Here is a 21,084-nt window from a genome sequence, read left to right as displayed (position 1 = left end):
GCTGTCTAAAAATAAGGGAATTCCTGGAATTTCCCGAGGAAAATTGCCCAAGGTTTCGGGCGCATCTTGATCCAGATCAGCGTTTGCATCCCGAAGCCGGGGCAAAAACCCGCCATCAAGAGATGAAAGGACACGCAAATGAAACGCCAAACCGCAGCATTGGTTGCCACCACTGCGCTTGCCGCCGTTCTGGCCGGTCCCCTGGCTGCCCAATCCCAGGGCGACTGGACCCTTGGTGTCGGGCTCGGCTGGGTGAACCCCAAATCGAATAACGGCACCTTGGCGGGGGCCAAGGCCGAGGTTGGCGACAACATTCGACCGACCTTCACCGCGGAATATTTCTTCCGCGACAACTGGGGGATCGAGATCCTGGCCGCGACCCCGTTCGAGCACAATGTCTTCCTTGGCGGAAGCTATGCCGCGAAGGTGAAACAACTGCCCCCGACGGTGAGCGTGAACTATCACATCCCGACGCAAACCGCCTTCAAGCCCTTCGTCGGCCTCGGCCTGAACTACACCACCTTCTTCGACGAAAGCATGGCTGGCGGCGGGAAGCTGTCGCTGGATGACTCCTGGGGTGTCGCGGTGCATGCCGGCGTCGATTATCAGATCACCGACAGGGGCGCGATGCGCTTCGATCTGCGCTGGATCGACATCAACACGGACGCGTCGCTGAACGGCGTCAACATCGGCTCGGCGGATATCAACCCGCTGGTTGTCGGCGTGTCCTACGTGCATCGCTTCTGATCCTCCCAACATGGCGGCGCGGGCCCCCGCCCGCACCGCTTTGCTGATCGGCCCGCGCGCTCCCCTCGGTCGCGCGGGCCGTTTGCGTTCTGGGCCGTCTCCTCTCAGCCCATCGACGCCATGAGCTCGCGCCCGATCAGCATCCGGCGGATTTCACTGGTTCCGGCCCCGATCTCCATCAGCTTGGCATCGCGGAAGATGCGGCTGACGGCGGCGTCGGACAAGAACCCTGCCCCGCCCATCGCCTGCACCGCCTGATGCGCCTGAACCATCGCCTGTTCGCTGGCGTAGAGACAGCAGGCCGCCGCGTCCTGGCGGGTGACGGTCCCCTTGTCGCAGGCCTTGGCGACCTCGTAGACATAGGCCCGGGCCGAGTTCATCGCGGTATACATGTCGGCGATCTTGCCCTGCATCAGCTGGAAGTTCCCGATCGGCTGGCCGAATTGCTTGCGCTCGGCCAGATAGGGCATGATCTCGTCCAGACAGGCGGCCATGATGCCCAGGCCGATGCCGGCCAGCACCACCCGTTCGTAATCGAGCCCCGACATCAGCACGCGCACGCCTTTGCCCTCTTCGCCCAGCACGTTTTCAAAGGGCACCTCGACATCGTCGAAAATCAATTCCGCCGTATTCGATCCGCGCATCCCCAGCTTGTCGAAATGCGGGCTGGTCGAAAACCCTTTCATCGTCTTCTCGACGATGAAGGCGGTGATGCCTTTCGAGCCGCCCTCGGGATCGGTCTTGGCATAGACCACCAGCGTATCGGCATCCGGGCCGTTGGTGATCCAATATTTATTGCCGTTCAGAACATAATAGCCATTCCGCTTTTCGGCACGCAGCTTCATCGACACGACGTCAGAGCCGGCCGAAGGTTCGCTCATCGCCAAAGCGCCCACATGATCGCCTGAAATGAGCCCGGGCAGATATTTGCGCTTTTGCTCCTCGCTGGCGTTCAGCTTGATCTGATTGACGCAGAGGTTCGAATGCGCACCATAGGAGAGCGATACGCTGGCGCTGGCGCGGGCAACCTCTTCCACCGCGACGGTATGGGCCAGATAGCTGAGACCGGTGCCGCCATATTCCTCCGGCACGGTGATCCCCAGAAGGCCCATATCCCCCATCTCGCGCCACAGTGCGGCGGGAAACTCGTTGCTGCGGTCGATCTCGGCCGCCATCGGCTTGACCCGCTCCTGCGCCCAGCGATGCACGCTTTCGCGCAGCGCGTTCACGTCCTCTCCCAGATCGAATGTCATCGTTGCGTTGAACATGGCCCCTCCCCGGCGCGTTTATTGAACACACGTTCATTTAATAAGCGCAGCAAATGAGTCGCGTCAACCCGCTTGCAGCGAAGGTCGCGCAAGACCTGCGACCGCCACGCCATCAGCGCCCGACACAAGCCGTCCAACCAAGGCCGGGCACGGCGCCCAATCTTGAGTGAAGTTCATATTTTTCAGAATGTTACCGCAGAAATGGAAAGTATCAGATCAGCGCTAAACCGCAGTTCTCCGAAAACGCTCCGGCGGTCCTCGACCGCCGGAGACGGATCATGCCTCTGCGGCGCTCGGGTGCAGGATCACGTAAAATCTCGCCTCGGTGCCATGGCCCTCGGTGCTGTCGATCTCGATCGCGCCGCCATGTTCCTCGATGATGGCGCGGGAAATCGACAGACCCAGACCGGCCCCTTCCGATGGCCGCCGATCCGGGAAATCCGCCTGGGTGAACGGATCGAACAGTGTCGAGAGCGCCCGCTCGGGAATGCCGACCCCCTGATCCCGTACCGAAATCCCGACACGCGTGCCGTCGCGCTCGACCAGGATGTCGACCTCGCCGCCTTCGCGCGAGAATTTCACCGCATTGGACAGCAGATTGGCCATCACCTTGCGCAGCCGGTCTTCGTCCCCCTTGACCCAGATCGGCGCCTCGATCCCCGACCCGCGCACGGAAACCGACTTTTCAGGCTTGTAGCTTGCGATATCCCGGATCGACTTCTGGATCAGCGCCGACAGGTCCAGCTTTTGCAGCCGGGACACCATCCGCCCGGAGGCGATCCGCTCCATGTCCAGCAGGTCCTCGATCAGGTTTTCCAGCCGCGTGGTGTTCTTCAACCCCATCGCCGCCAGTTGGCCGGCGCGCTCGGGCGTGGCGTTGCACAGGCCGGACCGGATCAGCTCGAACGCCCCCTTGATGGTGGTCAGCGGCGTGCGCAATTCGTGGCTGACATTGGCGACGAACTGCTGCTTGGCAATCTCGGCCTGCTTGCGCTGACTGATATTGCGGATATGCGCCAGAAAATGCGGTTCCTCCCTGTCAGGCGCGATCATCTGAATGGTCACCTCGGCCGGGTTGGTCCGCCCGTCGGGGCGCTGCTGGCTCGCCTCGAAGGACACCCACTTGCGCCGCCCCTCGATCAGCGGCGCCAATCGTCCCGAGATATTTTCCTCAGGCAGATCCTGCAGCAGTGCGGGCAATGTCAGCCCCATCATCGTCTGCCCCAGCGCCCGCAGCCGGATCCGCGCCCCACGGTTCGCGTAAAACACGTCGAGCGTCCCGGGCCAGAAGAGATAGATCTCGTCCTTGATCAGATCGAAGGACAGCCGCTGCTGTCGCGCCCCTTCGATCATCTTGGTTTCGGTGATATCGGTTCCGATCGACAAGTATTTCTCGGGCTTTCTATCCGCCCCCAGATAGGGAACGATGGTGACCCGCATCCAGAACGCTTCGCCAGTCTTGCGATAGTTCTTGAACTCACCCTGCCAGCTTTGACCGCTCGTGATCGTCTGCCACATCTCGCGGAAAAAACCCGGGCTGTGATATTCCGACTTGAGGAGCCCATATGGGCTTCCGATCAATTCCTCCAGGCAATAGCCTGTCAGTTCGACGAATTTCCGATTGGCGTAGATCATGCGCCCATTGGCATCAGCCACGCTGATGACTGCATGCTCTCCCAGCGCCTCGACGAAAAAGCCCTCCCCCCGGCCAGAACCGGCCTGCCCCCGTCCAGGGAATAGACTGGTAAGGTCCGGCTGGGCCGCACTCGCGTTCATACGCATGCCCCTGTTATTGTCCTCGCATTATTTAATGCATGGCCTGCTCGTGCCACTTACATAACATACGCGATGCCCCCCCGCAAAAATCAACCTAAAATTGCACCAAACCATCATATGGTGAAATTTCGCCACACAACCACGCAAAAAATCGTTGTTCAGCCGATATTTCCAGCATTTCGGACGATTTAAGACACAGCAGATAAAGGCGATATCCCAGCACAACCGGGTCGCACTTCACAGGCCTCAGACGGCAATCGCCGCCTGTTGCCACACCGCACCGACCTCGGCCCGGATGATCCGGGCAATCAGCGCGCAATCCTCAAGGCTAAAGGTCAGCGGCACCCGCATGTCGACGATTCCCGCCAGCACCCGGTCGCTTTGCGGCATCGGCTCCGACGGCGCATAGCGCCAACTGTCATAGCGTGAGGTGAACCCATGCGGCTCCGCCGCGCCGAACCATTTCAGTTCCACCCCCCGGGCGGCACAGCGTTTCAGCACCTCGCCGATCTTCTCCGCCGGCCAGTCCAGCAGCAGGACCTGGATCGAGGACCCGACATAGACCTCCTGTTCCGGGCGTTCGATCACCGTCAGGCCGGGGGTGCCGCGCAGCCCCGCCTCGATCACCCGATACCGTTCGTTCCAGCGCGCGACCTGCTGATCCAGAATGCGCAACTGCGGCCGCAGGATCGCCGCACGCAGGTTATCCATGCGGCCAGAGATATTCGGCGTCTCGTATTTGATCCGTTCGAAGACCTCTGCCCCCGGCGCCGCCAGATGGCGTTCGAACAGCATGTAAGACCCCGACAGCATCACCGCCCGCGCCGCGATCTCTTCGTCATCGGTGATCAGCAATCCGCCTTCGCCGGAGTTCACATGTTTGTAGGTCTGACAGGAATAGCACCCCACCGCCCCGACCCGGCCGGACGGCACCCCGTTCCACGAGGCCCCCATGGTATGGGCACAATCCTCGATCACCGTCACGCCGGCGGCGTCGCACATCGCCATCAGCCGGTCCATATCGCACAGATGGCCACGCATATGGCTCAGCATCAGCACCTTCGCCTGATCCAGCTTGGTTTCCAGATCATCAAGGTCGATCACCAGTTGTTCGGTCACCCCGACATAGACCGGCACCGCCCCGACCGAAGCGATGGAGCCTGGCACCGGCGCCAGCGTGAAGGCGTTGGTCAGCACCCTATCGCCCGGCTTGACCCCTACTGCGCGCAAGGCGGTGGCCAGTGCATAACCACCCGAGGCCACCGCCAGACAGTATTTCGCCCCCATCTGGGCGGCGAACTCCTGTTCCAGAAGCGCGGCCTCGCCCAGCTCTCCGGGGGCGGTGTTGTAACGGTGCAGGCGGCCATGGCGCAGAACGGAAAGCGCGGCCTCGATCGCCTCTTCGGGGATCGGTTCCTGCTGGGTGAAATTGCCGGTGAATGTCTCTGTCATGAAGTGTTTGTGAAACTCGCGCGCTGGGCGGTCAAGAGCGCGCAGAGGAGATTTCATCAAGCTGACATAATCCGCCGCAACCGATTGCTGCAGATCGCGTCACCGCAAAGCATGAAAGCAAATCGTCACACCGCCCGAGCCCCAGCCCGTGGCAGACGCCAACGATCAGCCGCCCGCCGCGCCGATCAGCCGGGCCACCAGCCCCGGCAGGTCCTCATACCGCTCAAGCAGCGCCTCGGGCGCCAGCGCCGCCATGTCGTCACCTGCCGGCCCGAAGGTCACCAAGACCGAGGGCACGCCAGCGGCGCGGGCGGTGTTGCGATCGGTATCGGAATCTCCCACCAGCAGGGTCCGGGCCGGATCACCGCCGGCACGACGCGCGGCTTCGCGCAACGGTTCCGGATCGGGCTTGCGCACCGCAAGCGTATCCGCCCCGACGAGAGAGGCGAAATCGTCCCGCACCCCAAGGCTTTGCAGCAATCTCTCGGCCAGCGCCTCAGGCTTATTGGTGCAGATGCCGACACCATACCCCGCCTGTTTCAGCGCCCCCACCGCCGCCATCGCGCCGGGATAAAGCACCGTGTGCCGGTCGATCTGGCCGGCATAGGCCTCAAGCAGCACAGGATAGAACCGCTCCACCACCTCGGCGTCATAGCGTCCTGTGCGCTCCAGCCCTACCGTCAGCATGCGCTTGCCGCCCCGCAGGGCCGTCCCCTGATCGCGGGAGGGGTCCAGCACATCGCCCAGCCCCAACTGCCGGAAACAGGCATTCGCCGCCTCGATCAGATCGCCCGAGGTATCGGCCAGAGTTCCGTCCAGATCGAAGATCACCGTACGCATGTCCTGCCCCCTTTCGGCATGTTTCCGCCCGCCCGTATTGCAGCCCGCAACCTTGTTTGATCGCGCCAAAGCTTGCGCCTCTGCCTCCAGCCGATAAAACGGGCCAAGCCAAAACACAAAGAGAAAACGTAATGAGCATTGCCCTCGTCATCCTGGCCGCAGGCAAAGGCACCAGGATGAACTCAGACCTGCCCAAGGTGTTGCACCCGATCGGCCAGGCGCCGATGCTGGCCCACGCGATGCAAAGCGGCGCCGCGCTGGAGCCCGCCCGCACCGTTATCGTCGCCGGCCATGGTGCCGATGCGGTCGCCCGCGCGGTCGCCGGGATCGACGAGGACGCCCAGGTGGTTATCCAGCAAGAGCAGCTCGGCACCGCCCATGCGGTCGATCAAGCCCGCGCCGCGCTGGCAGGCTTCGAGGGCGATGTCGTCGTCCTTTATGGCGACACCCCCTTCGTCAGCCCGGAAACGCTGGAACGGATGATCGCTGCGCGCAAGGCGAACGATCTGGTCATCCTCGGCTTTCAGGCTGCTGATCCGGCCCGCTATGGCCGGCTGGTCATGGCTGGCGACCGACTGGAACGGATTGTCGAATACAAGGACGCCACTGATGAAGAGCGCGCGATAAGCTTTTGTAACAGCGGACTTTTGGCCTGCGACGCCACAACGCTTTTCAGTCTGATCGCGACGGTGGGAAATGACAATGCCGCCGGCGAATATTACCTGACCGATGTGGTTGAACTGGCCGCCGCCCGCGGTCTTGCAGTAACCGCGGTGGCCTGCGACGAAAGCGAAACCCTCGGCGTCAACTCCCGCGCCGATCTGGCCGCCGCCGAGGCCGTGTTCCAGGCCCGCGCCCGGGCAGAGCTGCTCGACATCGGGGTGACGCTGACCGCGCCCGAGACGGTGTTCCTCGCCTTCGACACGGTGATCGGCCGCGACACGGTGATCGAACCGAATGTGGTCTTCGGCCCGAATGTCACGGTGGAGAGCGAAGCGACGATCCGCGCCTTCTCGCATCTCGAGGGCTGTCACGTCAGCCGCGGCGCCATCGTCGGCCCCTATGCCCGACTGCGTCCCGGCGCCGAACTGGGCGAAGACAGCCATGTCGGCAATTTCGTCGAGATCAAGAACGCCTATATCGGCGAAGGCGCCAAGGCCAACCACCTGACCTATATCGGCGACGCCAGCGTCGGCGCCGGCACCAATATCGGCGCCGGCACCATCACCTGCAACTACGACGGGGTGATGAAGCATCATACCGAGATCGGGCGGAATGCCTTCATCGGGTCGAACACCATGCTGGTTGCCCCTGTCACCATCGGCGACGGCGCCCTGACGGCGAGCGGTTCGGTGATCACCCGCGATGTTGAGCCCGATGCGCTGGCTCTGGCGCGTGCCGCCCAGGTCAACAAACCGGGGCGCGCGCGGAAATTGTTCGAAATGTTAAAGGCTCGCAAAGCGAAACGCGATCAGGAGGCCGGATAATGTGCGGAATTGTCGGGGTTCTCGGCCAGCATGAGGCCGCGCCCACCCTTGTCGAAGCGTTGAAGCGGCTGGAATATCGCGGCTATGACAGCGCCGGAATTGCCACCATCAACAATGGGCTGCTGGACCGCCGCCGCGCAGTGGGCAAGCTGGTCAACCTCTCTGACCTTTTGGTGCACCAACCGCTGGCCGGCAAGGCCGGCATCGGCCACACCCGTTGGGCCACCCATGGCGCCCCCACCGTCGCCAATGCCCACCCCCACCGCGCCGGAGCCGTCGCGGTGGTGCATAACGGCATCATCGAGAATTACCGTGAACTCCGCGCCGAGCTGGCGCAGAGCGGCGTCAACTTTCAGACCGATACCGATACCGAAACCGTGGCGCTGCTGACCGAACGCAACATGAAGGCCGGTCAGGCCCCGGTCGAGGCCGCCTTCGCTGCCATCGACCAGCTCAAGGGCGCTTTCGCTCTGGCTTTCCTGTTCGAGGGCGAAGACGATCTGATCATCGCCGCCCGCAAGGGATCGCCCTTGGCCATCGGCCATGGCGAGGGTGAGATGTTCGTCGGCTCCGACGCCATCGCACTGGCACCGCTGACCAACCGGATCACCTATCTGGAAGAGGGCGACCGCGCCGTGGTCACCCGCGCTGGCGTGCAGATCTTCGATGAAACCGGCGCACCGGTCGACCGCGCAATGAAGACCATCCAGATTGACGCCGCCCGCGTCGACAAGGGCGGGTACAAGCACTTCATGGCCAAGGAGATCGCCGAACAGCCCGCCGTGGTCGGCGAGGCGATCCGCCATTATCTGCCCGCCGGCGACGACAGCGTCCGCCTGCCGGGCGAAGGGCTGGATTTCACCAAGGTGGACCGGCTGACAATGGTCGCCTGCGGCACCGCCTATTACGCCTGTCTCACTGCGAAATACTGGTTCGAACAGCTTGCCCGCATCCCGGTCGAGGTCGATGTCGCCAGCGAATTCCGCTATCGCGAACCGCCGATCCCCCCCCGCACTGCCGCGCTTTTCGTCAGCCAGTCGGGCGAAACCGCGGATACGCTGGCCGCCCTGCGCTATTGTCAGGGCAAGGCGGATCACATCCTGTCGGTGGTCAACGTCCCCGAAAGCTCGATCGCGCGGGAAAGCGATCTGGCGCTGCCGATCCACGCGGGCGTCGAGATCGGCGTCGCCTCGACCAAGGCCTTCACCTGCCAGTTGACCGTGCTGCTGATCCTGGCGCTGAAGGCCGCCGCCGACCGCGGCGCGCTAAGCCCCGAGGCACTGGCCGATCAGATCGCCACCCTGCGCGGCCTGCCGCAGTTGATGAATATCGCGCTCGATGGGGCAGAGCCGGTGCATCGCGCGGCCCTGCAATTGGCCGAGGCGCGTGACGTCCTGTTCCTGGGCCGCGGACTGATGTACCCTCTGGCACTTGAGGGCGCATTGAAGCTAAAGGAAATCAGCTACATACATGCCGAAGCTTATGCATCTGGAGAACTCAAGCACGGCCCGATCGCGCTGATCGACCCGACCATGCCGGTGGTGGTGATGGCCCCCCGGGACGGATTGTTCGACAAGACGGTGTCGAACATGCAGGAGGTGCTGGCGCGCAAGGGCAAGGTCATGCTGATCTCGGACGAGGACGGCATCGACGAGGCAAAGGATGGTGTCTGGTCGGCGATCCGCATGCCCAAGGTCGCGCCGCTTCTGGCACCGATCCTCTATGCGCTGCCCGCCCAGCTTCTGGCCTATCACACCGCCGTGGCCAAGGGCACCGACGTGGACCAGCCGCGCAATCTGGCGAAATCGGTCACCGTCGAATAAACCGAAAGCACCGGCAGAGCCGTCCCCGTCCGTCCCGCCCAAAGCTGGCGGGCGGCTCTGCCATAGCGGGGCAAAGGCCCTCATGAAAGGACAGTGGATGCTTGCCCCTTATCTCGATCTGATCGAAGCGCGGGGAGACGCGCAGAAGGCGGCAGAAATGGCCGCCTATCACAAGGTGGCGCGCCGTTATCTCGGCGTTTCCAATCCGGTTCTGATGGAGCTGGCGCAGGACTGGCGGCAGGATCTGGACATCGCCGGACGCGTCGCGCTTGCCGATGCCCTATGGCAAACCGATATCCACGAGGCCCGTATTCTGGCGGCCAAGCTGCTGACCCAGGCCCGTATCCGGCCCGACGATGCGGTCTGGAACCTGATCTGTTGCTGGCTGCCCGATTTCGACGCCTGGGCCATCGCCGACGCGGTGGCCATCGCCGCGCAGAAACGGTTGGTCGCTGATCCAACCCGGCTGGATACGGTCGAGGCCTGGACCCGGTCCGATCACATGTGGACCCGGCGGGCCGCGCTGGTCTCAACCCTGCCCTGGGCCAAGCAGAACCACCCCAAGCCTGAGGAACTGGCCGCCCGCGATCGCATTCTCGGCTGGGCGGCGGGCTATGTCGATGATCGCGACTGGTTCATCCAGAAGGCCATCGCCTGGTGGCTGCGGGATCTCAGCAAGCACGATCCCGACCGCACCCGCGGCTTTCTGGCCAACCACGGCGACCGCATGAAGGCCTTCGCCCGGAAAGAGGCCGGAAAATACCTGCCCGACACGGATCAGTCGCCGGCGTAGACCTCGACCTCGATCAGATCGGTCAGGGGCGCCCCGAGCGCCCGGAACCCGTCCAGCGACAGTCGGCTGCCCGCCGTCACCTCTCCCGAGGCGGGCAACAGCGCGACCGCAATCCAGCGGCCGGAACTGGGCCAGACCACCCGGCCCTTGCCAGCGGTCTTGACCAGCGGAGTTTCCAGCCAGAGCCCGGCCTTGCCCGGATCGCCAAGACTGGCCACCGTGGCCCCCAGCCGGCCATTGGCCGCCTGCGGCACGGCGGCAACCGGCGGTGTCTCGGGCAGCTCTGTCACCAATGGCGCAGCGGTTTGCGCCGCCTCGGCCGCACGGGCCCGCGCCGCGGTGGTGCCCCGGCCATCGACCATGCCGCCGATATCATCCAGCAGCGTGAAATCGGTCAACCCGGAATTCACCCGGTCCTTCAGGCCACCAACCTGCGTGCAGCCCGTCACCAGGGCGATAGAAAGGATCAACGCATATCTCATGGCCGCGACCATAGCCGCCGCCCTCGACCCCTGCCAGACGGAATCCGCCCACCTTATCCCTTGCCGCCCCCCCTGCCGCGCTTTACCTATGCCTCTATGAGCGCCCCGCTGATCGACCCCTTTCTCCGCGCAATCACCTACCTGCGCGTCTCCGTCACCGACCGGTGCGATTTCCGCTGTGTTTACTGCATGTCGGAGAACATGACCTTTCTGCCGAAGAAAGAGCTTCTGACGCTGGAAGAGCTCGACCGCATGTGCACCACCTTCGTTCACATGGGGGTCGAAAAGCTGCGCATCACCGGCGGCGAACCGCTGGTGCGCCGTGATATCATGACCTTTTTCCGCGCCATGACCCGGCATCTGGACTCTGGGGCACTGAAGGAACTGACGCTCACCACCAATGGCTCCCAGCTCGAACGCTTCGCCGGGGATCTGTACGATGCCGGAGTGCGGCGGGTGAATATCTCGCTCGACACGCTGGATCAGGACAAATTCGCCACCATCACCCGCTGGGGCCGCCTGGCCCAGGTCTTGCGCGGGGTCGATGCAGCGCAGCGGGCGGGCCTGCGCGTCAAGATCAACGCGGTGGCGCTGAAAGGCGTGAACGAGGATGAGTTGCCGCGCCTCACCGAATGGTGCGCCGACCGCGACATGGATCTGACCTGGATTGAAGTCATGCCGATGGGCGATATCGGCAACGAAAGCCGGCTCGATCAATACTGGTCGCTGAAGGATGTCCGCGCGCGCTATGCCGACCACTACACCGTCACCGATCTGGCCGAACGCACCGGTGGGCCGGCGCGTTATGTCCGGCTGGAGGAGACCGGACAGAAGATCGGTTTCATCACCCCGCTCAGTCATAATTTCTGCGAAAGCTGCAACCGGGTGCGGCTGACCTGCACCGGAGAGCTTTACATGTGCCTCGGGCAGGAGGACATGGCCGATCTGCGCCCGGCCCTGCGCAATCATCCGGACACCGAAGAACCGCTGCAGCAGGCAATCCGTGCGGCCATCGCCCATAAACCCAAGGGACATGATTTCGACTATTCCCGCCAGCGGCCAGACGGGCAGATGACCCGCCACATGAGCCATACGGGCGGCTGATGGCAGGGCCTCCGGCGCTCTATCGCCTTTACCGGCTGTTGACCCCTGTGCTGCTGCCGCTCGCTTGGCGGTCTGTCTCGCGCCGGCTGGCCGATCACGGGGTTGATCCTGCGCGCGCGCGCGAACGGCTGGGCCACGCCAGCCAGCCCCGCGCCACCGGCCGGCTGGTCTGGTTCCATGCCGCCAGCGTCGGCGAAAGCCTGTCTGTCCTGCGACTGATCGAGGTAATGGGCGAAAGCCTGCCGGATACCGAATTCCTGATCACCTCGGGCACCGCCACCTCGGCCGAGCTGGTGGCGAAACGCATGCCGCCCCGCGCCCGGCACCAGTTCGCCCCGCTCGATGCGCCGGGACCGGTGCGGCGGTTCCTCGATCACTGGCAGCCGGCGGCGGCGCTTTTCGTCGAAAGCGAACTCTGGCCGCTGATGATCGTCGAAACCTCCGACCAAGGTGCACCGCTGGCCCTGGTCAACGCGCGATTGTCGGCGAAATCGGTCGACGGCTGGCGTAAATGGCCGCGCACCTCGCGCTTCATTCTCAACCGCTTCACACTGCTTCTGGCGCAGAACCGGCAAACCGCCGACGACCTGATCGCGCTCGGGGCCCCGGCCGACCGGGTGGCACTGTCAGTCAACCTCAAGGCCACCACGACACCGCCGCCGGTCGATCCCGCGCTGCTGGCCCAGATGCGCAGGGCCATCGCCGGCCGTCCCATATGGCTCGCCTCCTCCACTCATCCGGGCGAGGAAGAGATCGTGCTCGCCGCCTATCGGCAGTTGCTGGCCGATCACCCCGACCTGCTGTTGATCCTCGCCCCCCGCCACCCCGAACGCGGGGCCGAGGTCGCAGAGCTGATCTCCAGGGCCGGCCTGCAAACCGCCCGGCGCGGTACCGCAGAGGCGCTGACCCCCGACACCCAGGTCTATCTCGCCGATACGCTGGGCGAGACCGGCACATGGTACAGCCTGGCCCCCTTCGCCTTTCTCGGCGCCACCCTGGCCGACAAGGGCGGCCACAACCCGATCGAGCCGGCGCAATTCGGCGTGCCGCTGATCGTCGGCCCCTCACGCGACAACAACCGCGCTGCATTCGAGGCGCTCGCCCTCACCGGCGGTCTGGCCGAAGTATCGGATGCCTCCACCCTCGCCGCCGCCGTGGCGCGCTGGCTCGACGATCCGGCAGCGCTGGACCGGGCCCAGGATGGTGCCCGGCGGCTGGTGCAGGATCAGGACAGCGCCCTGCAGGAGATCGCGCAGCGGCTTTGCACCGCGCTGCATCTAGAGGCAGGCGATGCCTGAGCTCTTCGTCACCAATTTCAACCGCAATTTCACCGGCGTGTCCTCGACCGCCTCCAATGTGATCCGCCAACAGGTCAAGACCCACGATCTGGCGCTGGTGGGCCACCCCCTGCCCGGCTGCCCCGATCCGATCGCGCTTGCCCAAGCACGGACGCTGTCGCGTCAGCCGCCGAAAGACCGCCCCTTCGCAATCTGGCACGTGCGCCGCAATACCGAGATGCGCGCCGCGATCTGGGCCCGCGACGTGCTGCGCCTGCCGATCCGCATTGTCTTCACCTCGGCCGCCCAACGGCGGCATTCGGCGCTGCCGCGCTGGCTGATCTCGCGCATGGATGCGGTGATCGCCACCACCGAGGTGGCGGCAAGCTTCGTCCCCCATGTCCGCGCCGTGGTGCCGCATGGCGTGGATACCGAGCTTTTCAGCCCCGCCCACAACCGCGCCGCCGCCTGGAGCGCCCTGGGATATGGCGGCGAACTCGGCATTGCCACCATCGGCCGTATCCGCCCCGAAAAGGGCACCGATCTCTTCGTCGAGGCGATGCTACGGCTGCTGCCCGACCTGCCTGGCGCCACCGCGCTGGTGCTGGGTCGCGCCGCGCGCGAACATCAGGGCTTCCTGCAAGGTCTGAAGGACCAGATCGCCGCCGCCGGCCTCTCCGACCGCATCCTCTTTCCCGGCGAGATCCCGGCAGCGGACCTGCCCATGCTGATCCGCGCGCTGTCCTTGGTAATGCAGATGCCGCGCTATGAGGGCTACGGCATGGCGCCGCTCGAGGGCATGGCCAGCGGCGTGCCCTTCGTCGCCTCGGACGCCGGCTATTACCGCGCCTTCTCGGCGCAGGGCCGCAGCGGGATCGTGGTGCCGCTCGAGGCGGCGCCCGAGGCCGCCGAGGCCGCCCGCACCCTGCTTAGCGATCCGGCGCGCCAGGCCGCCATGGCCGAGGCCGCGCGCGAACTGGCAGAGCTCAGCTTCAGCGCCCGCGCCGAAGCTGAGGGGATCGAGACGGTCTATCAAGGGCTCTGGGCGCAACCTTAACCACAGCTCCGGCCTGCCCTCTTCTTCTCGTCCTCAAATACGGCGGGGGAGGTGCGGCAGCGCCGCACCGGGGGCAGAGCCCCCTCCCTCCGGCTGTTCCCGCGCCGCTCAGGCGGCAGGCATGCGCTGTTCGACGATCTCGGCCCACCAGGAGCAACCGGCGGGAATGGCCTCGTCGTTGAAGTTGTACTCCGGATGATGGACCATGGCCCCCGGGCCATTGCCGACCAGGATATAGGCGCCGGGGCGCTCTTCCAGCATGAAGGCGAAATCCTCGCCGCCCATGACCATCGGCACCTCCTCGCACTGGCCGGAGACCTTGCGCGCGACCTCGGCGGCGAAGTCGGTTTGCGCCTCGGAATTGACCATCACCGGATAGCCCGGATGATATTGCACATTGACCGTGCCACCGAAGGTAGCCGCGACCCCGGCACAGATCGCCTTGATCCGCTCTTCGGCCAGGACGCGAATATCCTTGCTCATGGTCCGCACGGTGCCCTTCAAGTGCACTTTCTGCGGGATCACGTTGAACGCCTTGGACGAGGTCTCGAAGGAGGTGACCGACACCACCACCTGTTCGATCGGATCGGCGTTGCGGCTGGCGATGGTCTGCAAGGCCATGACCGCCTGCGCCGCCATCACGGTGGTGTCGACGGTCTCATGCGGCTTGGCGGCATGGCCACCCCTGCCCTCGAAATAGATGTCGAACTGATCGGTGGCGGCGAAAAAGGCGCCGGAACGGATCGCGAACTGCCCGGTAGGAATCCCGGGCCAGTTGTGCATTCCATAGACTTCCTGGATGCCCCAGCGCTCCATCAGCCCGTCGTCGCACATTTCCTTGCCACCGGCGCCCCCCTCTTCGGCGGGCTGGAAGATCACCACCACGGTGCCGTCGAAATTGCGGGTCTCGGCCAGATATTTGGCCGCCCCCAGCAGCATCGCGGTATGGCCGTCGTGGCCACAGGCGTGCATCGCCCCGGGCGTCTTCGAGGCATAGGGCAGCCCGGTCGCCTCGAGAATCGGCAGCGCGTCCATATCCGCGCGCAGCCCGATCACCTTGCCCGACCCGGTGGCCTTGCCCCTGATCACGCCGACAACGCCGGTGCGTCCGATGCCGGTGACCACCTCATCGCAGCCGAAATCCTTCAGCTTGCCGGCCACCACACCCGAGGTCCGCTCGGTCTCGTAGAGGATTTCCGGATGTTCGTGCAGATCGCGCCGCCAGGCGGTGATCTCGTCCTGAAGTTCGGCGAAACGGTTCTTGACCGGCATTGTGCTACTCCTTGTCGCGCTCTTTATCTTATCGCTGATGTCTTATCATTGATCGGTCGGCGATGGGGCTGATTGTTCCCCTGCGCCGCTCAGCCCGCGGGCATCCGCCGTTCGACCAACTCGACAAACCAGCTACAGCCCACCGGCAGGATATCGTCGTTGAAGTCATACCCCGGGTGATGCAGGTCAGGACCCGCCCCGTTGCCCAGGTTGATCATCGCGCCCGGACGTTCCTCCAGCATGAAGGAGAAATCCTCCCCTGCCATGCCCAGTGCCACCAGCCCGCAATCCCCGGTCACCACCCGCGCCGCCTCGGCGGCAAAGCCGGTCTGCGCCTCGGCGTTCACCGTGACCGGCACGCCACGCTCATAGATCACCTCGGCACTGCCGCCGAAACTGGCGGCGATCCCCTCGACGATCTGGTTCAGCCGGCATTCGATCTGGCTCCGCAGCTCGGCATCATGGGTGCGCACGGTGCCACGCAGCTCTGCCCGGCCCGGGATCACGTTATAGGCGGTCGATCCGGTCACTGCCGAGGTCACCGACAGCACCCCCTGCTGCACCGGATCGGCATTGCGCGCGATCACCGACTGCAAGGCCAGGATCACATGTGCCATCATCAGCGTGGGATCCACGGTTACATGCGGATCGGCGGCATGGCCGCCCTGCCCCTGCAGCTGGATCGTGAAAGTGTCGACCGACGCCAGAAGCGGCCCCGGACGGATCGCCATCGCTCCCGCCGGCAGCCCCGGCAGATTGTGGATGGCATAGACCTCCTGAATGCCCCAGCGGTCCATCATCCCGTCGCGGCACATGGCCAGCCCGCCCTTGCCGCCCTCTTCCGCCGGCTGGAAGATCAGCACCACGGTGCCATCGAAATTGCGCGTCTCGGCCAGGTATTTCGCGGCGCCCAGCAGCATGGCGGTGTGGCCGTCATGACCGCAGGCATGCATCTTGCCCGGCACCTTCGAGGCATAGGGCAGCCCGGTCGCCTCGAAGATCGGCAGCGCGTCCATATCGGCGCGCAGCCCGATCACCCGGCCCGAGCCGGTGGCCTTGCCCCTGATCACACCGACCACCCCGCTCTTGCCGATGCCGGTGACAACCTCGTCACAGCCCACCTCAGTCAGCTTTTCGACAACCAGCGCCGAAGTGCGGGGCGTGTCGTACAACAGTTCCGGGTGCTGGTGGATATCCCGCCGCCAGGCGGCGATCTCATCGTGAAGCTCGGCGATACGGTTCTTGATCGGCATGACGTCAGTGTTGTTGCATTCGGTGTCGTTGCAGTGGGCGCGTGATCAGGCCGCCGGCATCCGGCGCTCGACCAGTTCGGCGAACCAGCTGCACCCCACCGGGATCACCGCATCGTTGAAATCATATTTCGCATGGTGCAGCCCCGGGCTGTCGCCGATGCCCAGGAAGACATAGGCGCCCGGACGTTCCTCCAGCATGAAGGAGAAATCTTCCCCGGCCATGATCGGCGGCGTGTCGCGGTCAACCTCGGGCGTCACCATCTCCGCCACCTCGGCAGCGATCTCGACGCTGTCGGCGTCGTTCACGGTGACCGGGTAATCGCGCAGATAGTCGATCTCGGCCACACAGCCATAGGCTTCGGCCGTGGAGGCCGCGAGCCTGGTCAGACGCTCCTGTGCCAGATCGCGCACCTCGTTCGACAGCGCCCGCACCGTGCCGCGCAGCAACACCGTCTGCGGGATGACGTTGAACGCCTCGGTATCCGAGCGCAGTGTGCAGACCGAGACCACGACGTGATCCAGCGGATTGACGTTGCGCGAGGCAATGGATTGCAGCGCCACCACCACCTGGGCTGCGGCAAGATTGGTGTCGATCGCCTGATGCGGCGCCGCGGCATGGCCACCGCGTCCGGTCAGGGTGATCTCGAACTGGTCGGTCGAGGCCATCAGGGCGCCGGGCCGCATGGCAAAGGCGCCCTCGGGCAGGCCGGGCATGTTGTGCAGCCCATAGACCTCCTGAATGCCCCAACGATCCATCAGCCCGTCGCGGCACATGGCGCGACCGCCACCGCCGTTCTCCTCGGCCGGCTGGAAGATCAGCACCACGGTGCCGTCGAAATTGCGCGTCTCGGCCAGGTATTTGGCAGCACCCAGCAAAATCGCGGTATGGCCGTCATGCCCGCAGGCATGCATCTTTCCCGGCGTCTTCGAGGCATAATCCTTGCCAGTCGCCTCTAGGATCGGCAACGCGTCCATATCGGCGCGCAGCCCGATCACCCGGCCCGAGGCATTGGATTTGCCCTCGATCCGCGCCACCACCCCGGATTGACCGACGCCGGTGGTGATATCGGTGATGCCGAAATCGCGCAGCCGGTCGACCACGAAGGCGGCAGTGTTCTGGCAGTCGAATTCCAGCTCGGGGTTCTCGTGCAGATGGCGGCGCCAGCCGGTGATTTCTGTGTGCATCTCTGCCAGCCGGTTCTTGATCGGCATCTCAGACCTCCTGCAGACGGGTGACGAGGCGGTCCATGAAGGCGGTGCCGGCCTCGAATTGGGCGATAGTGATGAATTCGTCGGGCTGATGCGCCTGGGCGATATCGCCCGGTCCGCAGACCGCCGCCGAATAGCCGGCGAACTGGAAATGCCCGGCCTCGGTGCCATAGCTGACCACATGGGTGGCATTGTCACCGGTGACCTGGCGGATGAACTCTTCGGCCTCGCCTTCGGTTTCGGGCCGCAGCCCGGGAACCGAGAATCGTTCGGTCACCTCGATCCGGGTCTCCGGCACCACCGCCTTCATCCCCGCCTCGACCTCGGCCACCTTGGCCATCAGGCGAAGATGCCAGTCATCCAGCGTTTCATCGGGCACGGCACGAACGCCGAAGTCGAACCGGCAATGTTTGGCAGTGATATTGGCCGCCGTGCCGCCTTCGATCAGCCCGGTGTGCAGCGTGGTCCAGGGCGGGGTGAACATCGCCGCGATCGGCGTCGGGGTCTTGACCCTCTGCTCGGCGTTGACCTCGTTTTCCCAGGCGATGATCCTGGCCGCCTCCATGATCGCATTCACGCCGGTATTCAGGATCGAACTGTGAACCTCATGCCCCCAGACGTCGATCCAATAGCCGTTGCCCGATTTGTGACCGGTCACCGCCTTCATCATCGACGGCTCACCGATGATGGCGGCCGAGCCCTTGGGCAGCACCTTCTGCATCGCCTCGATCATCGGCGGCGCCCCGGTGCAGCCGATCTCCTCGTCATAGCTCAGCGCGATCTGCAGCGGACGGTTTACGCCGCGCGCCTGTGCCTCGACCAGCGCCCAGATCGCCAGGGCATCGAAGCCCTTCATATCGGCGGCGCCGCGGCCATAGAGCTTGCCGTCACGTTCGGTCAGAACGAAGGGATCATCGGTCCAGGGCTGGCCGTCGACAGGGACCACGTCGGTATGGCCAGAGAGCACCACGGCGCCCTCCTCCCAAGGACCGACATGGGCGAAAAGCGCGGCCTTTTCGCCATCTTCGTTATAGTGGCGGTGGGCAGTGATGTCGTGGCTGGCCAGATATTCCTCGACCCAGTCGATCAGAGGAAGGTTGCTGTCGCGGCTGACGGTGGGAAAACTCACCAATTGGGTGAGGATCTGGCGCGGGGTCAATCGGGTCGGCATCGGGGATCCGTTCGGTAGGGGAAATCCCGGGCCAGGGAGAGGCGCGATCGCGCCCCGGCCTCCGGCCCGGATCGCATGGTTCAATAGCCGCTGTCGGTGACCAGCACCAGATGACCCGGCGCAACCTCGTTATAAACCGAGGGTTCGGGCCGATAGTCCGGTGAATGAATAGGCGACGGGATCGGTTTGAAATTCAGATCCTTCTCAGCCTTGCGGCGATGCGGGTCGGCGATCGGCACCGCCTTCATCAGCGCCTGGGTATAGGGGTGCTGCGGATTTTCGAAGACCGCAGCGCGCGGCCCCATCTCGACGATCCGGCCCAGATACATCACCCCGACATGGTGGCTGACCCGTTCGACCACCGCCATGTCGTGACTGATGAAGAGATAGGACAGCCCCAGTTCCGCCTGCAGCTCCATCATCAAGTTCAGCACCTGCGCCTGCACCGAGACATCGAGCGCCGAGACCGCCTCGTCCGACACGATCAGCTTGGGATTGAGCGCCAATGCACGCGCGATGGCGATCCGCTGGCGTTGTCCGCCCGACATCTCGTGCGGGAAGCGGCGCATGAAACTGCGCGGCAATTGCACCCGGTCGAACAGCGAGGCGACGCGATCCTGAATCTCCGACCCTGAGGCAATGCCATAGTTGCGCATCGGTTCGGCCACCTGATCCATCAGCTGCATCTGCGGATTGAGCGAGGCGAAGGGATCCTGGAAGATCATCTGCATGTCGAGCCGCGCCTTGCGCAGGTCACGGTCGTTCAAGGACATGATGTCCTTGCGATCAAGCTCGATCTCGCCCGAGAGCGGTTCGACCAGCCGCAACACAGACCTGCCACAGCTCGACTTACCGCAACCTGATTCACCCACCAGGCTGAGCGTCTGCCCCTTGTTGAGCGTGAAGGAGACATCTTCCACCGCATGGACATTGGCGACGGTGCGACGGAAGAACCCGCCCTTGACCGCAAAGCGCGTGGTCAGCCCTTTAACCCGCAGCAACACCTCATCGGTGCCAGGGATCGGTTCGATCTTCTGATTCTCGACGCCCATCAGCTTCATCGGCTCGGGCGCGGCTTTTCCGCGCATCTCGCCCAGCTTCGGCACCGCGGCCAGAAGCGCCTTGGTATAGTCGTGCTGCGGGCTTTCGAAGATCTGCTCGACCGGACCTTCTTCGACCTTGTTGCCGCGGAACATGACGACGACCCGGTCTGCCATCTGTGCCACCACCGCCATGTCGTGGGTGATGAACATCACTGCCGTCCCGGTCTCGCGCTTGAGCCGGTCCATCAGGGCCAGGATTTCGGCCTGGATGGTCACATCCAGCGCCGTCGTCGGTTCATCGGCGATCAGCAAACGCGGTTCGCAGGCCATCGCCATGGCGATGACCACCCGCTGGCGCATGCCGCCCGACAGTTCGTGCGGATATTGATCCATCCGCCGTTCCGGCTCCGGGATCCGCACCTCTCTCAGAATCTCCACCGCCCGGTCGCGGGCCTCGGCCTTGGTCATGCCTTTGTGCACCCGCAGCCCTTCGGTCAGCTGCCGGCCCACGGTGAACACCGGGTTCAGCGCCGTCATCGGCTCCTGAAAGATCATGCCGATCTCATTGCCGCGAATATGGCGCATCAAGTCCTGATCGGCCCGGGCGAGATCGGTCGCCCCCCCATCACGGCGATCAAAAATTAGGCGCCCGGCAGCAATCTCTCCGCCGCCGAATTCCACCAGCCGCATCAGCGACAGGGACGAGACAGATTTGCCCGACCCCGATTCACCGACAATGCAGACGGTTTCGCCGGGATTGACGGAGAACGATACATCCTCAACCCCGACAACGGGGCCATCCTTGGTTTCGAATTCGACGCGAAGCCCTTCGATCCGGGCAATCGGGTTGTCCAGCACGACAACTCCCCTCTTTATCTTTATTGATCGACGCTAAGGCGCTGGAGCCGCCGGTGTCAAACCCCGGAACAGAATTTCGTCGCCGCAAGGCTTGCTTTTTTCTCAAACTTTGTTTCGATGGTCAGGTATTCGTCACGGCGGGTTTTCTCCGGCACGATCCGAACTGGATGTT

General features: G+C 64.3%; 17 protein-coding genes. 7 read left to right on the top strand and 10 right to left on the bottom strand.

Annotated elements, in window-relative coordinates; translation table 11 throughout:
* The first annotated feature begins 138 nt into the window (after positions 1 to 138).
* Positions 139 to 747: an OmpW/AlkL family protein gene (locus G455_RS0100535; protein ID WP_028091886.1), complete on the top strand. Its 609-nt coding sequence runs from the start codon at positions 139 to 141 to the stop codon at positions 745 to 747.
* 104 nt (positions 748 to 851) lie between these two features.
* Here the strand turns inward: G455_RS0100535 and G455_RS0100530 are convergent, their stop codons facing one another.
* From G455_RS0100530 to G455_RS0100515, 4 genes are all read right to left on the bottom strand, one after another.
* Entirely contained in the window at positions 852 to 2,015 is a 1,164-nt protein-coding gene (locus G455_RS0100530) for an isovaleryl-CoA dehydrogenase (RefSeq protein WP_028091885.1), read from the bottom strand.
* 276 nt (positions 2,016 to 2,291) lie between these two features.
* Complete coding sequence (locus G455_RS0100525) at positions 2,292 to 3,791, bottom strand: sensor histidine kinase (RefSeq protein ID WP_028091884.1); 1,500 nt, start codon at positions 3,789 to 3,791, stop codon at positions 2,292 to 2,294.
* 246 nt (positions 3,792 to 4,037) lie between these two features.
* Positions 4,038 to 5,243: a DegT/DnrJ/EryC1/StrS family aminotransferase gene (locus G455_RS0100520; protein ID WP_028091883.1), complete on the bottom strand. Its 1,206-nt coding sequence runs from the start codon at positions 5,241 to 5,243 to the stop codon at positions 4,038 to 4,040.
* A gap of 165 nt (positions 5,244 to 5,408) precedes the next feature.
* The gene (locus tag G455_RS0100515) at positions 5,409 to 6,083 is read right to left on the bottom strand and encodes an HAD-IA family hydrolase (protein WP_028091882.1); all 675 of its coding nucleotides are present in this window, start codon (positions 6,081 to 6,083) and stop codon (positions 5,409 to 5,411) included.
* 131 nt (positions 6,084 to 6,214) lie between these two features.
* Between G455_RS0100515 and glmU the strand changes: the two genes are divergently transcribed.
* The 3 genes from glmU to G455_RS0100500 all read left to right on the top strand — a co-directional run bounded on the left by glmU (position 6,215) and on the right by G455_RS0100500 (position 10,186).
* Positions 6,215 to 7,570 (top strand): bifunctional UDP-N-acetylglucosamine diphosphorylase/glucosamine-1-phosphate N-acetyltransferase GlmU, encoded by a 1,356-nt coding sequence (gene glmU, locus G455_RS0100510; protein ID WP_028091881.1) that lies wholly within the window; start codon positions 6,215 to 6,217, stop codon positions 7,568 to 7,570.
* On the top strand, positions 7,570 to 9,393 hold the full coding sequence (gene glmS, locus G455_RS0100505) for a glutamine--fructose-6-phosphate transaminase (isomerizing) (RefSeq protein WP_028091880.1): 1,824 nt from the start codon (positions 7,570 to 7,572) through the stop codon (positions 9,391 to 9,393). Before glmU ends, glmS begins: the two co-directional genes overlap by 1 nt.
* A 97-nt stretch (positions 9,394 to 9,490) precedes the next feature.
* Positions 9,491 to 10,186, top strand: a complete 696-nt coding sequence (locus G455_RS0100500; protein ID WP_028091879.1) for a DNA alkylation repair protein — start codon at positions 9,491 to 9,493, stop codon at positions 10,184 to 10,186.
* Here G455_RS0100500 and G455_RS0100495 read toward each other — a convergent pair.
* The gene (locus G455_RS0100495) at positions 10,171 to 10,656 is read right to left on the bottom strand and encodes a hypothetical protein (protein ID WP_154664305.1); all 486 of its coding nucleotides are present in this window, start codon (positions 10,654 to 10,656) and stop codon (positions 10,171 to 10,173) included. The genes G455_RS0100500 and G455_RS0100495 overlap by 16 nt on opposite strands.
* Positions 10,657 to 10,764: 108 nt before the next feature.
* On the opposite strand from G455_RS0100495, the gene moaA reads away from it, so the two are divergent.
* From moaA to G455_RS0100480, 3 genes are read left to right on the top strand one after another with little or no spacing between them, the layout of a single operon-like run.
* On the top strand, positions 10,765 to 11,772 hold the full coding sequence (gene moaA, locus G455_RS0100490; RefSeq protein ID WP_028091877.1) for a GTP 3',8-cyclase MoaA: 1,008 nt from the start codon (positions 10,765 to 10,767) through the stop codon (positions 11,770 to 11,772).
* Positions 11,772 to 13,070 (top strand): 3-deoxy-D-manno-octulosonic acid transferase, encoded by a 1,299-nt coding sequence (locus tag G455_RS0100485; protein WP_028091876.1) that lies wholly within the window; start codon positions 11,772 to 11,774, stop codon positions 13,068 to 13,070. Before moaA ends, G455_RS0100485 begins: the two co-directional genes overlap by 1 nt.
* Positions 13,063 to 14,106 carry a glycosyltransferase family 4 protein gene (locus G455_RS0100480; protein ID WP_028091875.1) on the top strand — a complete coding sequence of 348 codons (1,044 nt, stop codon included), beginning with the start codon at positions 13,063 to 13,065 and terminating at the stop codon, positions 14,104 to 14,106. Before G455_RS0100485 ends, G455_RS0100480 begins: the two co-directional genes overlap by 8 nt.
* Positions 14,107 to 14,214: 108 nt before the next feature.
* Here G455_RS0100480 and G455_RS0100475 read toward each other — a convergent pair whose 3' ends face one another.
* The 5 genes from G455_RS0100475 to G455_RS0100455 form a co-directional block, all read right to left on the bottom strand.
* Complete coding sequence (locus G455_RS0100475) at positions 14,215 to 15,378, bottom strand: M20 aminoacylase family protein (protein ID WP_028091874.1); 1,164 nt, start codon at positions 15,376 to 15,378, stop codon at positions 14,215 to 14,217.
* An 89-nt stretch (positions 15,379 to 15,467) separates the two neighbouring features.
* A complete protein-coding gene (locus tag G455_RS0100470; RefSeq protein WP_028091873.1) occupies positions 15,468 to 16,631 on the bottom strand; it encodes a M20 aminoacylase family protein in 1,164 nt (387 codons plus the stop codon).
* Between the two features lie 45 nt (positions 16,632 to 16,676).
* Positions 16,677 to 17,843 (bottom strand): M20 aminoacylase family protein, encoded by a 1,167-nt coding sequence (locus tag G455_RS0100465; RefSeq protein ID WP_028091872.1) that lies wholly within the window; start codon positions 17,841 to 17,843, stop codon positions 16,677 to 16,679.
* A gap of 1 nt (position 17,844) precedes the next feature.
* Entirely contained in the window at positions 17,845 to 19,011 is a 1,167-nt protein-coding gene (gene argE, locus G455_RS0100460) for an acetylornithine deacetylase (RefSeq protein WP_028091871.1), read from the bottom strand.
* Positions 19,012 to 19,091: 80 nt separating this feature from the next.
* Positions 19,092 to 20,912 carry an ABC transporter ATP-binding protein gene (locus tag G455_RS0100455; protein WP_028091870.1) on the bottom strand — a complete coding sequence of 607 codons (1,821 nt, stop codon included), beginning with the start codon at positions 20,910 to 20,912 and terminating at the stop codon, positions 19,092 to 19,094.
* Positions 20,913 to 21,084 lie beyond the last annotated feature (172 nt).

Source organism: Pseudodonghicola xiamenensis DSM 18339 (genome assembly GCF_000429365.1).
Lineage (GTDB): Bacteria > Pseudomonadota > Alphaproteobacteria > Rhodobacterales > Rhodobacteraceae > Pseudodonghicola > Pseudodonghicola xiamenensis.
The sequence above is the reverse complement of the archived record's forward strand: the minus strand, read 5'-3'. Positions and strand labels throughout refer to the sequence as shown.

What these genes read in the sequence shown, in the direction of transcription:
- G455_RS0100535 (WP_028091886.1), top strand. Translation starts at nt 139, where the DNA reads ATGAAACGCCAAACCGCAGCATTGGTTGCCACCACTGCGCTTGCCGCC.
- G455_RS0100500 (WP_028091879.1), top strand. Translation starts at nt 9,491, where the DNA reads ATGCTTGCCCCTTATCTCGATCTGATCGAAGCGCGGGGAGACGCGCAG.
- G455_RS0100520 (WP_028091883.1), bottom strand. Translation starts at nt 5,243, where the DNA reads ATGACAGAGACATTCACCGGCAATTTCACCCAGCAGGAACCGATCCCC.
- moaA (WP_028091877.1), top strand. Translation starts at nt 10,765, where the DNA reads ATGAGCGCCCCGCTGATCGACCCCTTTCTCCGCGCAATCACCTACCTG.
- G455_RS0100485 (WP_028091876.1), top strand. Translation starts at nt 11,772, where the DNA reads ATGGCAGGGCCTCCGGCGCTCTATCGCCTTTACCGGCTGTTGACCCCT.
- G455_RS0100470 (WP_028091873.1), bottom strand. Translation starts at nt 16,631, where the DNA reads ATGCCGATCAAGAACCGTATCGCCGAGCTTCACGATGAGATCGCCGCC.
- glmU (WP_028091881.1), top strand. Translation starts at nt 6,215, where the DNA reads ATGAGCATTGCCCTCGTCATCCTGGCCGCAGGCAAAGGCACCAGGATG.
- G455_RS0100480 (WP_028091875.1), top strand. Translation starts at nt 13,063, where the DNA reads ATGCCTGAGCTCTTCGTCACCAATTTCAACCGCAATTTCACCGGCGTG.
- argE (WP_028091871.1), bottom strand. Translation starts at nt 19,011, where the DNA reads ATGCCGACCCGATTGACCCCGCGCCAGATCCTCACCCAATTGGTGAGT.
- G455_RS0100530 (WP_028091885.1), bottom strand. Translation starts at nt 2,015, where the DNA reads ATGTTCAACGCAACGATGACATTCGATCTGGGAGAGGACGTGAACGCG.
- G455_RS0100475 (WP_028091874.1), bottom strand. Translation starts at nt 15,378, where the DNA reads ATGCCGGTCAAGAACCGTTTCGCCGAACTTCAGGACGAGATCACCGCC.
- glmS (WP_028091880.1), top strand. Translation starts at nt 7,570, where the DNA reads ATGTGCGGAATTGTCGGGGTTCTCGGCCAGCATGAGGCCGCGCCCACC.
- G455_RS0100525 (WP_028091884.1), bottom strand. Translation starts at nt 3,791, where the DNA reads ATGAACGCGAGTGCGGCCCAGCCGGACCTTACCAGTCTATTCCCTGGA.
- G455_RS0100465 (WP_028091872.1), bottom strand. Translation starts at nt 17,843, where the DNA reads ATGCCGATCAAGAACCGGCTGGCAGAGATGCACACAGAAATCACCGGC.
- G455_RS0100515 (WP_028091882.1), bottom strand. Translation starts at nt 6,083, where the DNA reads ATGCGTACGGTGATCTTCGATCTGGACGGAACTCTGGCCGATACCTCG.